The sequence below is a fragment of the Enterobacter sp. Y17 genome, from assembly GCF_019730495.1.
GTDB lineage: Bacteria > Pseudomonadota > Gammaproteobacteria > Enterobacterales > Enterobacteriaceae > Enterobacter > Enterobacter asburiae_B.
Genome location: NZ_JAASKP010000001.1, coordinates 285402 through 299242 on the forward strand (window position 1 = coordinate 285402; position 13841 = coordinate 299242).

Annotated in this window: 11 protein-coding genes; all 11 read left to right on the top strand. The window is 57.7% G+C overall.

Annotated features, from left to right (window positions below; genetic code table 11):
* Positions 1-87 precede the first annotated feature (87 nt).
* Positions 88-1890 (top strand): NADH-quinone oxidoreductase subunit C/D, encoded by a 1803-nt coding sequence (gene nuoC / locus HCH49_RS01320; protein ID WP_023312537.1) that lies wholly within the window; start codon positions 88-90, stop codon positions 1888-1890.
* 2 nt (positions 1891-1892) lie between these two features.
* On the top strand, positions 1893-2393 hold the full coding sequence (gene nuoE, locus HCH49_RS01325; RefSeq protein ID WP_006176513.1) for an NADH-quinone oxidoreductase subunit NuoE: 501 nt from the start codon (positions 1893-1895) through the stop codon (positions 2391-2393).
* Entirely contained in the window at positions 2390-3727 is a 1338-nt protein-coding gene (gene nuoF / locus HCH49_RS01330; protein ID WP_023312536.1) for an NADH-quinone oxidoreductase subunit NuoF, read from the top strand. Before nuoE ends, nuoF begins: the two co-directional genes overlap by 4 nt.
* A 55-nt stretch (positions 3728-3782) precedes the next feature.
* Complete coding sequence (gene nuoG, locus HCH49_RS01335) at positions 3783-6506, top strand: NADH-quinone oxidoreductase subunit NuoG (RefSeq protein WP_221702031.1); 2724 nt, start codon at positions 3783-3785, stop codon at positions 6504-6506.
* Entirely contained in the window at positions 6503-7480 is a 978-nt protein-coding gene (gene nuoH, locus HCH49_RS01340; RefSeq protein ID WP_008500211.1) for an NADH-quinone oxidoreductase subunit NuoH, read from the top strand. Before nuoG ends, nuoH begins: the two co-directional genes overlap by 4 nt.
* Before the next feature lie 13 nt (positions 7481-7493).
* Positions 7494-8036: an NADH-quinone oxidoreductase subunit NuoI gene (gene nuoI, locus HCH49_RS01345; protein WP_003861491.1), complete on the top strand. Its 543-nt coding sequence runs from the start codon at positions 7494-7496 to the stop codon at positions 8034-8036.
* Positions 8037-8046: 10 nt separating this feature from the next.
* Positions 8047-8601, top strand: a complete 555-nt coding sequence (gene nuoJ / locus HCH49_RS01350) for an NADH-quinone oxidoreductase subunit J (RefSeq protein WP_023312534.1) — start codon at positions 8047-8049, stop codon at positions 8599-8601.
* On the top strand, positions 8598-8900 hold the full coding sequence (gene nuoK, locus HCH49_RS01355) for an NADH-quinone oxidoreductase subunit NuoK (RefSeq protein ID WP_003861496.1): 303 nt from the start codon (positions 8598-8600) through the stop codon (positions 8898-8900). The genes nuoJ and nuoK overlap by 4 nt, the downstream gene beginning before the upstream one ends.
* Positions 8897-10738 (top strand): NADH-quinone oxidoreductase subunit L, encoded by a 1842-nt coding sequence (gene nuoL / locus HCH49_RS01360; RefSeq protein WP_014884634.1) that lies wholly within the window; start codon positions 8897-8899, stop codon positions 10736-10738. Before nuoK ends, nuoL begins: the two co-directional genes overlap by 4 nt.
* A 76-nt stretch (positions 10739-10814) precedes the next feature.
* Positions 10815-12344 (top strand): NADH-quinone oxidoreductase subunit M, encoded by a 1530-nt coding sequence (nuoM, locus tag HCH49_RS01365; RefSeq protein WP_023312532.1) that lies wholly within the window; start codon positions 10815-10817, stop codon positions 12342-12344.
* Positions 12345-12350: 6 nt separating this feature from the next.
* The gene (gene nuoN, locus HCH49_RS01370; RefSeq protein WP_029740937.1) at positions 12351-13808 is read left to right on the top strand and encodes an NADH-quinone oxidoreductase subunit NuoN; all 1458 of its coding nucleotides are present in this window, start codon (positions 12351-12353) and stop codon (positions 13806-13808) included.
* Positions 13809-13841 lie beyond the last annotated feature (33 nt).

The following is a 13841-nucleotide window of genomic DNA, read 5'->3' on the forward strand; positions in this document are numbered from 1 at the left end:
TGCGCCTGTAGGCCTGGAGAACACCTTCGCATATCACTACTCAAATAGCGCGAAGCCAGGCTCAACAGTCACCACGGACCATTTGCAATGGTGAACAATATGACCGACTTAACCGCGCAAGAAGCCGCCTGGCAGACCCGGGATCATCTGGATGACCCAGTCATTGGCGAACTGCGCAACCGTTTTGGGCCGGATGCCTTTACTGTTCAGGCTACCCGCACCGGGGTACCCGTTGTTTGGGTGAAGCGTGAGCAATTGCTGGAAGTTGTCGATTTCCTTAAGAAATTGCCAAAACCGTACGTCATGCTGTTTGACTTACACGGCATGGATGAACGTCTGCGTACCCACCGCCAGGGTCTCCCTGCTGCGGATTTTTCCGTTTTCTACCACCTGATCTCAATAGACCGTAATACGGATATCATGCTCAAGGTGGCATTGTCTGAAAACGACATGCATCTGCCGACGATCACCAAACTTTTCCCGAACGCGAACTGGTATGAGCGTGAAACCTGGGAAATGTTCGGCATGACCTTCGACGGCCACCCGCATCTGACGCGCATCATGATGCCGCAGACCTGGACCGGCCACCCGCTGCGTAAAGACTACCCTGCGCGTGCAACCGAATTCGACCCGTTTGAGCTGACCAAAGCCAAACAGGACCTGGAAATGGAAGCGCTGACCTTCAAGCCGGAAGACTGGGGCATGAAGCGCGGTACCGACAACGAGGACTTCATGTTCCTCAACCTCGGTCCAAACCACCCGTCTGCGCACGGTGCATTCCGTATTATCCTTCAGCTTGATGGCGAAGAGATTGTCGACTGCGTTCCGGACATCGGCTACCACCACCGTGGCGCTGAAAAGATGGGCGAGCGTCAGTCCTGGCACAGCTACATTCCGTATACCGACCGTATCGAGTACCTCGGCGGCTGCGTCAACGAAATGCCATACGTGCTGGCCGTTGAGAAACTGGCGGGTATCGTTACGCCGGATCGCGTTAACGTGATTCGCGTTATGCTGTCAGAACTGTTCCGTATCAACAGCCACCTGCTGTACATCTCCACGTTCATTCAGGACGTCGGCGCGATGACCCCGGTCTTCTTCGCCTTTACCGACCGTCAGAAAATCTACGATCTGGTGGAAGCGATTACCGGTTTCCGTATGCACCCTGCCTGGTTCCGTATCGGCGGCGTGGCACACGATCTGCCGCGCGGCTGGGACCGTCTGCTGCGTGAATTCCTCGACTGGATGCCAAAACGTCTGGCGTCTTATGAGAAAGCCGCGCTGCGTAACACCATCCTGAAAGGACGTTCCCAGGGCGTTGCTGCCTACGGCGCGAAAGAAGCGCTGGAGTGGGGTACAACAGGTGCAGGTCTGCGTGCGACCGGTATTGATTTCGACGTGCGTAAAGCCCGTCCTTACTCTGGCTACGAGAACTTCGACTTTGAAGTCCCGGTGGGCGGCGGTGTTTCCGACTGCTACACCCGCGTGATGCTGAAAGTGGAAGAGCTGCGCCAGAGTCTGCGCATCCTTGAGCAGTGCCTCAACAACATGCCGGAAGGCCCGTTCAAGGCGGATCACCCGCTGACGACGCCGCCACCGAAAGAGCGCACGCTGCAGCATATCGAAACCCTGATCACCCACTTCCTGCAGGTTTCCTGGGGTCCGGTCATGCCGGCGCAAGAATCCTTCCAGATGATTGAAGCGACCAAGGGTATTAACAGTTACTACCTGACCAGTGACGGCAGCACCATGAGCTACCGTACCCGCGTGCGTACGCCGAGCTTTGCGCACCTGCAGCAGATCCCGTCCGCCATCCGCGGCAGTCTGGTCTCCGACCTGATTGTGTATCTGGGTAGTATCGATTTTGTTATGTCAGATGTGGACCGCTAATTATGCACGAGAATCAACAACCACAAACCGAGGCTTTTGAGCTGAGTGAAGCAGAACGTGCCGCGATTGAGCACGAGATGCACCACTACGAAGACCCGCGTGCGGCGTCCATTGAAGCGCTGAAAATCGTACAGAAACAGCGTGGTTGGGTGCCGGATGGGGCGATCTATGAGATCGCGAAAGTGCTGGGTATTCCAGCAAGTGACGTAGAGGGCGTAGCCACGTTCTACAGCCAGATCTTCCGTCAGCCGGTAGGCCGCCACGTGATCCGCTACTGTGACAGCGTTGTCTGCCACATCACCGGTTATCAGGGCATTCAGGCTGCGATTGAGAAAAAGCTCAATATCAAGCCGGGCCAGACCACGTTCGATGGACGCTTTACCCTGCTGCCAACCTGCTGCCTGGGTAACTGCGACAAGGGGCCGACCATGATGATTGATGAGGATACTCACAGCCATCTGACGCCGGAAGCGATTCCTGACCTGCTGGAGCAGTACAAATGAAAACTGTAATTCGTACTGCTGAGACGCATCCGCTGACCTGGCGTCTGCGCGATGACAAACAGCCGGTATGGCTCGACGAATACCAGAGCAAAAACGGCTATGCCGGCGCGCGTAAAGCCCTTGGCGGCATGGCACCGGACGACATCGTTAATGCGGTGAAAGACTCCGGCCTAAAAGGGCGCGGCGGTGCGGGCTTCTCCACCGGTTTGAAGTGGAGCCTGATGCCGAAAGACGAATCCATGAACATCCGTTACCTGCTGTGTAACGCCGATGAAATGGAGCCGGGTACCTATAAAGACCGCCTGCTGATGGAACAGCTGCCGCACCTGCTGGTGGAAGGCATGCTGATCTCCGCGTTTGCGCTGAAAGCGTACCGTGGCTACATCTTCCTGCGCGGTGAGTACATCGAAGCAGCGGAAAACCTGCGTCGCGCGATTGCCGAAGCCACCGAAGCGGGCCTGCTGGGTAAAAACATCCTGGGCACCGGCTTTGACTTTGAACTGTTCGTGCACACCGGCGCAGGGCGTTATATCTGCGGCGAAGAAACCGCGCTGATTAACTCCCTGGAAGGCCGCCGCGCGAACCCGCGTTCCAAGCCACCGTTCCCGGCAAGTTCCGGCGTATGGGGTAAACCGACCTGCGTAAACAACGTTGAAACCCTGTGTAACGTTCCGGCTATCCTCGCCAACGGCGTGGAGTGGTATCAGGGCATCTCCTCAAGCAAAGATGCCGGTACCAAGCTGATGGGCTTCTCTGGTCGCGTTAAAAATCCTGGCGTCTGGGAACTGCCGTTCGGTACCACCGCACGTGAAATTCTTGAGGACTACGCTGGCGGCATGCGCGATGGCCTGAAATTCAAAGCCTGGCAGCCGGGTGGGGCAGGGACCGACTTCCTGACCGAAGCCCATCTTGACCTGCCAATGGAATTCGAAAGCATTGGTAAAGCAGGCAGCCGTCTGGGTACGGCGCTGGCGATGGCCGTCGACCACGAGATCGGCATGGTCTCGCTGGTGCGTAACCTGGAAGAGTTCTTCGCCCGCGAGTCCTGCGGCTGGTGCACACCGTGCCGTGATGGCCTGCCGTGGAGCGTGAAGATCCTGCGTGCAATCGAACGTGGTGAAGGCCAGCCTGGGGATATCGAGACGCTTGAGCAACTGTGTCGATTCTTAGGCCCGGGTAAAACCTTCTGTGCCCACGCACCGGGTGCCGTCGAACCTCTGCAGAGCGCGATCAAATATTTCCGCGACGAGTTCGAAGCAGGCATCAAGCAGCCGTTCAGCAATACCCATGCCATCAATGGGATTCAGCCGAACCTGCTTAAAGCGCGCTGGTAACGACAAGAATTTTGATTAACGCTCGGTTTCGACCGAGCCAACTGGAAGCATGCTAATGGCTACGATTCATGTAGACGGCAAAGAATACGAAGTCAACGGGGCGGACAACCTGCTGGAAGCTTGTCTGTCTCTTGGCCTCGATATTCCGTACTTTTGCTGGCATCCGGCGCTGGGCAGCGTCGGTGCTTGCCGCCAGTGTGCGGTGAAGCAATATCAAAACGCGGAAGACACGCGTGGTCGCCTGGTGATGTCCTGTATGACGCCAGCCACCGAAGGCACTTTTATTTCGATTGATGACGAAGAAGCTAAACAGTTCCGCGAAAGCGTTGTGGAATGGTTGATGACCAACCACCCGCACGACTGTCCGGTCTGTGAAGAGGGCGGTAACTGCCACCTTCAGGATATGACCGTGATGACCGGCCACAGCTTCCGTCGCTATCGCTTTACCAAGCGTACCCACCGTAATCAGGACCTGGGGCCGTTCATCTCTCACGAAATGAACCGCTGCATCGCCTGCTACCGCTGCGTGCGTTACTACAAAGATTACGCAGACGGTCAGGATCTGGGCGTGTATGGCGCGCACGATAACGTCTACTTCGGTCGTCCGGAAGACGGTACGCTTGAAAGCGAATTCTCCGGTAACCTGGTAGAAATCTGCCCGACCGGTGTATTCACGGATAAAACTCACTCCGAGCGTTACAACCGTAAATGGGACATGCAGTTTGCGCCAAGCATCTGCCAGCAGTGTTCCCTCGGCTGTAACACCAGCCCGGGTGAGCGTTACGGCGAGCTGCGTCGTATCGAAAACCGTTACAACGGCACCGTTAACCACTACTTCCTCTGCGACCGCGGTCGTTTCGGCTATGGCTATGTGAACCTGAAAGACCGTCCGCGTCAGCCGGTTCAGCGCCGTGGCGACGACTTCATTACCCTGAACGCTGAACAGGCGATGCAGGGCGCGGCAGATATTCTGCGCCAGTCGAAGAAAGTGATCGGTATCGGCTCCCCGCGCGCCAGCATCGAAAGCAACTTCGCGCTGCGCGAGCTGGTTGGAGCGGAAAACTTCTATACCGGTATCGCTCAGGGCGAGCAGGAACGTCTGCAGCTGGTACTGAAAGTGCTGCGTGAAGGCGGTATTCATACCCCTGCGCTGCGCGAAATCGAATCTTATGATGCGGTCCTGGTGCTGGGTGAAGACCTGACGCAGACGGGCGCACGCGCGGCTCTGGCGGTTCGTCAGGCGGTGAAGGGGAAAGCACGTGAAATGGCAGCGGCGCAGAAAGTGGCTGACTGGCAGATTGCGGCGATCCTGAACATCGGCCAGCGCGCGAAGCATCCTCTGTTTGTGACCAACGTCGACAACACCCGTCTGGACGATATCGCCGCGTGGACCTACTGCGCGCCGGTTGAAGATCAGGCGCGCCTCGGCTTTGCCATTGCCCACGCGCTGGACAGCAGCTCGCCGGCCGTTGAACTGGATCGCGACCTGCAGAACAAGGTCGACGTGATTGTTCAGGCCCTGGCGGGTGCGAAAAAACCGCTGATTATTTCCGGTACCAACGCCGGCAGCGCGGAGATCATTCAGGCGGCAGCCAACGTTGCCAAAGCCCTGAAAGGCCGCGGTGCTGATGTCGGTGTGACCATGATTGCCCGTGCGGTGAACAGCATTGGTCTGGGCATGATCGGCGGCGGCTCGCTGGAAGCAGCGTTAAGCGAACTGGAGTCCGGTGCCGCTGACGGCGTTGTGGTGCTGGAAAACGATCTGCATCGCCACGCCTCTGCCGCTCGCGTTGACGCCGCGCTCTCCAAAGCGCCGCTGGTAATGGTCATTGACCATCAGCGCACCGCGATCATGGACAAAGCGCACCTGGTGCTCTCTGCGGCAAGCTTCGCAGAAAGCGACGGTACCGTTATCAACAACGAAGGTCGCGCCCAGCGTTTCTTCCAGGTTTACGATCCGGCGTACTACGACAGCAACACCGTGATGCTGGAAAGCTGGCGCTGGCTGCACTCCCTGCACAGCACCGTGCAGAGCCGTGAAGTGGACTGGACGCAGCTCGACCACGTTATCGACGCGGTAGTGGAAAAACTGCCTCAGCTGGCAGGCATTAAAGATGCCGCACCTGAAGCAAGCTTCCGCATTCGCGGCCAGAAACTGGCGCGTGAACCGCACCGTTACAGCGGCCGTACCGCGATGCGCGCCAATATCAGCGTGCACGAACCGCGCCAGCCGCAGGATAAAGACACCATGTTCGCCTTCTCTATGGAAGGGAACAACCAGCCGTCTGCGCCGCGTTCGCAAATCCCATTCGCATGGGCGCCGGGCTGGAACTCCCCGCAGGCATGGAACAAATTCCAGGCTGAAGTGGGTGGCTCCCTGCGTCACGGCGATCCGGGCGTGCGTCTGATTGAAGCCTCCGAAACCGGTCTGGACTTCTTCACCGCCGTACCGGCGAGCTTCCAGGCGCAGGATGGCAGCTGGCGTATCGCGCCGTACTACCATCTGTTCGGTAGCGACGAGCTGTCTCAGCGTTCGCCTGTCTTCCAGACCCGTATGCCGCAGCCTTACATCAAGCTCAACCCGGCGGATGCCGCGAAGCTTGGCGTAAACGCGGGCGCGAACATCGCCTTTAGCTATGACGGCCAGACAATCAGCCTGCCGCTGATTATCTCCGAAGGTCTGACAGCAGGGCAGGTGGGTCTGCCGATGGGTATGCCTGGCATCGCGCCGGTTCTGGCGGGTGCGCGTCTTGATAATCTGCAGGAGGCAAAAGCATGAGTTGGTTAACGCCGGATCTTATCGACATCCTGCTGAGCATTCTGAAAGCGATCGTTATCCTGCTGGTGGTGGTCACCTGCGGCGCGTTCATGAGCTTTGGTGAACGTCGTCTGCTCGGTCTGTTCCAGAACCGTTACGGACCGAACCGCGTGGGCTGGGGTGGTTCACTCCAGCTGGTCGCGGACATGATCAAGATGTTCTTTAAAGAGGACTGGATCCCACGCTTCTCTGACCGCGTGATCTTTACTCTGGCACCGATGATCGCCTTCACCTCGCTGCTGCTGGCGTTTGCTATCGTTCCGGTCAGCCCGACCTGGGTGGTCGCTGACCTGAACATCGGCATTCTGTTCTTCCTGATGATGGCAGGCCTCGCGGTGTACGCGGTGCTGTTCGCAGGCTGGTCCAGTAACAACAAATACTCGCTGCTGGGTGCGATGCGTGCTTCCGCGCAGACGCTGAGCTACGAAGTGTTCCTGGGTCTCTCCCTGATGGGCGTGGTGGCGCAGGCCGGTTCATTCAACATGACCGACATCGTCAATAACCAGGCTGACATCTGGAACGTTATCCCGCAGTTCTTTGGGTTTATTACCTTTGCTATCGCGGGCGTGGCGGTGTGTCACCGTCACCCGTTTGACCAGCCAGAAGCCGAACAGGAACTGGCCGACGGTTACCACATCGAATATTCCGGTATGAAATTCGGTCTGTTCTTCGTGGGCGAGTACATCGGTATCGTCACCATTTCCGCGTTGATGGTAACGCTGTTCTTCGGTGGCTGGCATGGCCCGTTCTTACCGCCGTTCATCTGGTTCGCGCTGAAAACCGCGTTCTTCATGATGATGTTCATTTTGATTCGCGCAGCGTTACCGCGTCCGCGTTATGACCAGGTAATGTCCTTCGGCTGGAAAGTGTGCCTGCCGCTGACGCTCGTCAACTTGTTGGTAACGGCGGCTGTCATTCTCTGGCAGCAGCCATAAGGGGCTATAGACCATGACCTTAAAAGAATTACTGGTAGGCTTTGGTACCCAGGTACGCAGTATCTGGATGATCGGCCTGCACGCGTTTGCCAAACGCGAAACCCGGATGTACCCGGAAGAGCCGGTATATCTGCCGCCGCGCTACCGTGGCCGTATCGTGCTGACGCGCGACCCGGACGGTTCCGAGCGCTGCGTTGCCTGTAACCTGTGTGCGGTAGCGTGTCCGGTCGGCTGTATCTCTCTGCAGAAAGCAGAGACGGTAGACGGCCGCTGGTACCCTGAGTTCTTCCGCATCAACTTCTCACGCTGCATCTTCTGCGGTCTGTGTGAAGAAGCGTGCCCAACCACGGCGATTCAGCTGACTCCAGACTTCGAGCTGGGTGAGTACAAGCGTCAGGACCTGGTGTACGAGAAAGAGGATCTGCTGATTTCCGGTCCGGGCAAATACCCGGAATATAACTTCTACCGGATGGCGGGTATGGCAATCGACGGCAAAGATAAGGGCGAAGCAGAGAACGAAGCTAAGCCTATCGACGTCAAGAGCCTGTTACCGTAAGGAGAGGGCAATGGAATTCGCTTTTTATATCTGTGGCCTTATCGCCATCCTGGCTACGCTGCGAGTGATTACGCACACCAATCCGGTGCATGCGCTGCTGTACTTAATCATCTCGCTGCTGGCCATTTCCGGGGTGTTCTTCGCACTGGGCGCGCACTTCGCCGGTGCGCTGGAAATCATCGTCTACGCCGGGGCCATCATGGTGCTGTTCGTGTTCGTGGTGATGATGCTGAACCTGGGCGGCTCTGAAATTGAGCAGGAACGTCAGTGGTTAAAACCGCAGGTGTGGATTGGCCCGGCAATTTTGTCGGCCATCATGCTGGCGGTGATTGTTTACGCCATTCTGGGCGTCAACGATCAGGGCATCGACGGCACGCCGATCGGCGCTAAAGAGGTCGGTATTACCCTCTTTGGCCCATACGTTCTGGCGGTTGAACTGGCCTCAATGCTGCTGCTGGCAGGTCTGGTTGTTGCTTTCCACGTTGGCCGCGAAGAGCGTGCTGGCGAGGTGCTGAGCAACCGCACTGACGACCGCGCGAAAAGAAAAACGGAGGAGCGCGCATGATCCCCTTAACACATGGACTGATCCTCGCTGCGATTTTATTCGTTCTGGGTCTGACCGGTCTGGTTATCCGCCGCAATCTGCTGTTTATGCTGATCGGTCTGGAAATCATGATTAACGCCTCCGCGCTGGCCTTCGTGGTCGCCGGAAGCTACTGGGGCCAGACCGATGGTCAGGTGATGTACATTCTCGCCATCAGCCTCGCGGCTGCCGAAGCGAGTATTGGCCTGGCGCTGTTGCTGCAGCTCCATCGTCGCCGCCAGAACCTGAACATCGATTCAGTAAGTGAGTTGCGTGGATGAACATGCTTGCCTTAACCATTATTTTTCCGCTGATTGGCTTCGTGCTGCTGGCGTTTTCTCGCGGCCGCTGGTCTGAGAATCTGTCTGCGACCGTGGGCATTGGCTCCATCGGTCTGGCTGCGCTGGTGACGGCGTATGCGGGTATCGACTTCTTTAACAACGGGCGTCAGCCTTTCAGCGTGCCGCTGTGGACCTGGATGTCGGTCGGTGATTTCAATATCGGCTTCAACCTGGTGCTGGACGGCCTCTCGCTGACCATGCTCTCCGTGGTCACCGGCGTGGGCTTCCTGATCCACATGTTCGCCTCCTGGTATATGCGCGGTGAAGAGGGTTACTCCCGCTTCTTCGCCTACACCAACCTGTTTATCGCCAGCATGGTTGTTCTGGTGCTGGCCGATAACCTGCTGCTGATGTATCTGGGCTGGGAAGGCGTAGGTCTGTGTTCTTACCTGCTGATCGGTTTCTACTACACCGATCCGAAGAATGGCGCAGCGGCCATGAAAGCGTTCGTCGTGACCCGCGTGGGTGACGTCTTCCTCGCTTTCGCGCTGTTCATTCTTTACAACGAACTGGGCACGCTGAACTTCCGCGAAATGGTGGAACTGGCGCCGGCACACTTCGCTGCAGGCAACAACATGCTGTGGTGGGCTACGCTGATGCTGCTGGGTGGTGCCGTGGGTAAATCCGCGCAGCTGCCGTTGCAGACCTGGCTGGCCGACGCGATGGCTGGTCCAACCCCTGTCTCCGCGCTGATCCACGCCGCGACCATGGTAACCGCCGGTGTCTACCTGATTGCGCGTACCCATGGCCTGTTCCTGATGACCCCGGAAATTCTGCATCTGGTGGGTATCGTCGGTGCGGTCACGCTGGTGCTGGCAGGCTTTGCCGCGCTGGTGCAGACCGACATCAAACGTGTTCTCGCGTATTCCACCATGAGCCAGATTGGTTACATGTTCCTGGCGCTGGGCGTTCAGGCGTGGGACGCAGCCATTTTCCACCTGATGACGCACGCGTTCTTTAAAGCGCTGCTGTTCCTCTCATCCGGTTCCGTGATCCTGGCCTGCCATCACGAGCAGAATATCTTCAAGATGGGCGGACTGCGTAAGTCCATTCCGCTGGTTTATGTCTGCTTCCTGGTGGGCGGCGCGGCGCTGGCGGCACTGCCGCTGATCACCGCGGGCTTCTTCAGTAAGGACGAAATCCTTGCGGGTGCCATGGCGAATGGTCATATCAATCTGATGGTTGCGGGTCTGGTCGGTGCGTTCATGACCTCCCTGTATACCTTCCGTATGATTTTCATCGTATTCCACGGTAAAGAACAAATTCACGCTCACGCAGGGAAGGGGATCACCCACCACCTGCCGCTGATTGTGCTGCTGGTACTGTCCACCTTCGTTGGCGCGATGATTGTGCCACCGCTGCAGGGCGTACTGCCAGACACCACCGAGCTTGAGCACGGTCGCGTTCTGACGCTTGAAATCACCTCCGGTGTGGTCGCTATCGCGGGCATCCTGATTGCAGCATGGCTGTGGCTGGGCAAACGTACGCTGGTGACTGCCGTTGCCAACAGTGCGCCGGGCCGTCTGCTGGGCACCTGGTGGTACAACGCGTGGGGCTTCGACTGGCTGTACGACATGATCTTCGTTAAGCCGTTCCTGGGCATTGCGTGGCTGTTGAAGCGCGACCCGCTGAACAGCCTGATGAATATCCCGGCGATCCTTTCCCGCTTTGCAGGTAAAGGCCTGCTGTACAGCGAGAACGGTTACCTGCGCTGGTATGTGGCGTCCATGAGCATCGGTGCGGTTGTCGTGCTGGCGCTGCTGATGGTGTTGCGTTGATCGTTAAGTGAATTTTATTCGAATTCGTTGAAAATCAGGCCCCTGCTGGGGGCCTTAAAAAGGAATGTAAATCGCCATGTTACTACCCTGGCTAATATTAATTCCCTTCATCGGCGGTTTCCTGTGCTGGCAGACTGAACGCTTTGGCGTGAAGATGCCGCGCTGGATCGCGCTGATCACCATGGGATTGACGCTCGCGCTTGGCCTGCAACTGTGGTTGCAGGGCGGTTACTCACTGACCCAGTCTGCGGGCATTCCGCAGTGGCAGTCTGAGTTCATCCTGCCGTGGATCCCGCGTTTCGGCATTACGATCCACCTGGCGATTGACGGTCTGTCGCTGCTGATGGTGGTGCTGACCGGTCTGCTCGGCGTTCTGGCGGTACTTTGCTCCTGGCGAGAAATCGAAAAATACCAGGGCTTCTTCCACCTGAACCTGATGTGGATCCTGGGCGGCGTGATCGGCGTGTTCCTTGCCATCGACATGTTCCTGTTCTTCTTCTTCTGGGAGATGATGCTGGTGCCGATGTACTTCCTGATCGCGCTGTGGGGCCACAAGGCGTCCGACGGTAAAACGCGTATCACGGCGGCAACCAAGTTCTTCATCTATACCCAGGCGAGTGGTCTGGTGATGTTGATTGCTATTCTGGCGCTGGTGTTTGTTCACCACAACGCGACCGGAACCTGGACCTTCAACTACGAAGATCTGCTGAAAACGCCAATGTCCCACGGCGTTGAATACCTGCTGATGCTGGGCTTCTTCATCGCGTTCGCGGTGAAAATGCCGGTCGTTCCGCTGCACGGCTGGCTGCCAGACGCGCACTCTCAGGCACCAACGGCGGGTTCCGTTGACCTGGCGGGTATCTTGCTGAAAACGGCGGCCTACGGTCTGCTGCGTTTCGCACTGCCGCTGTTCCCGAATGCCTCCGCAGAGTTCGCACCGATTGCCATGTGGCTGGGTGTGATCGGTATCTTCTACGGTGCCTGGATGGCCTTCACGCAGTACGACATCAAGCGTCTGATTGCCTACACCTCCGTTTCCCACATGGGCTTCGTGCTGATTGCTATCTACACCGGCAGCCAGCTGGCGTACCAGGGCGCGGTGATCCAGATGATTGCGCACGGTCTGTCCGCAGCCGGCCTCTTCATCCTGTGCGGTCAGCTGTACGAACGTCTGCATACCCGCGACATGCGCATGATGGGCGGCCTGTGGAGCAAAATTAAATGGCTGCCAGCGCTGTCCATGTTCTTCGCGGTGGCTACCCTGGGGATGCCGGGTACCGGTAACTTCGTCGGCGAATTTATGATTCTGTTCGGCAGCTTCAAAGTGGTTCCGGTGATTACCGTGATCTCCACTTTTGGTCTGGTGTTCGCTTCCGTGTACTCGCTGGCGATGCTGCACCGCGCCTACTTCGGTAAAGCGAAGAGCGAAATTGCTGCACAAGAACTGCCGGGGATGTCGCTGCGTGAGCTGTTCATCATCCTGCTGCTGGTCGTACTGCTGGTGCTGCTGGGCTTCTTCCCGCAGCCGATTCTGGATACCTCGCATAGCGCGATGGGTAACATCCAGCAGTGGTTTGTTAATTCTGCTTCTACTACAAGGCCGTAATTCGCCATGACAATAACTCCACAACAACTGATCGCGCTGCTACCGCTGCTGATCGTCGGATTGACGGTGGTGGTTGTGATGCTCTCCATTGCGTGGCGACGCAATCACTTCCTGAATGCCACGCTGTCGGTCATCGGCCTGAACGCCGCGTTAGTCTCTCTCTGGTTTGTTGGCCAGGGTGGGGCGATGGACGTCACCCCGCTGATGCGCGTTGATGGTTACGCCATGCTGTATACCGGTCTGGTGCTGCTGGCGAGCCTGGCAACCTGTACCTTTGCGTACCCGTGGCTCGAAGGCTACAACGACAACAAAGAAGAGTTTTACCTGCTGGTTCTGATTGCCGCGCTGGGCGGCATTCTGCTGGCGAATGCGAACCACCTGGCCGCTCTGTTCCTCGGTATTGAGCTGATCTCTCTGCCGCTGTTCGGCCTGATTGGTTACGCCTTCCGTCAGAAGCGCTCCCTGGAAGCAAGCATCAAGTACACCATTCTGTCTGCTGCGGCATCCTCGTTCCTGCTGTTTGGTATTGCGCTGCTGTACGCACAGTCCGGTAACCTCTCTTTCATGGCGCTCGGCAAGAGCCTCGGTGACGGCATGCTGCATGAGCCGCTGCTGCTGGCGGGTCTGGGCATGATGATTGTTGGCCTCGGCTTCAAACTCTCTCTGGTGCCGTTCCACCTGTGGACGCCAGACGTATACCAGGGCGCCCCGGCTCCTGTATCGACCTTCCTGGCGACGGCGAGCAAGATCGCTATCTTCGGTGTGGTCATGCGTCTGTTCCTGTACGCGCCTGTGGGTGACAGCGAAGCGGTTCGCGTGGTGCTGGGCATTATCGCGTTCGTCTCCATCATCTTCGGTAACCTGATGGCGCTGAGCCAGACCAACATCAAGCGTCTGCTGGGCTACTCGTCTATCTCTCATCTGGGCTACCTGATGGTGGCGCTGATTGCGCTGCAGAGCGGTGAGATGTCGATGGAAGCCGTGGGCGTGTATCTGGCCGGTTACCTGTTCAGCAGCCTCGGCGCCTTCGGCGTGGTGAGCCTGATGTCCAGCCCGTACCGTGGCCCGGATGCCGATTCACTGTTCTCCTACCGTGGTCTGTTCTGGCACCGTCCGATCCTGTCCGCGGTAATGACCGTGATGATGCTCTCTCTGGCAGGTATCCCGATGACGCTCGGCTTTATCGGTAAGTTCTACGTGCTGGCCGTCGGTGTGCAGGCGCACCTGTGGTGGCTGACCGCGGGCGTGGTTATCGGCTCCGCGATTGGCCTCTACTACTACCTGCGCGTGGCCGTGAGCCTGTACCTGAGCGCGCCTCAGCAGCTCAATCGTGATGCCCCAACCAACTGGCAGTACAGCGCCGGTGGTATTGTCGTGCTTATCTCCGCACTGCTGGTGCTGATCTTCGGTATCTATCCGCAGCCGCTGATTGATATCGTGCAGCGCGCGATGCCGCTGATGTAAGGTGAAAGCAAAAAGGCAACGAAAGTTGCCTTT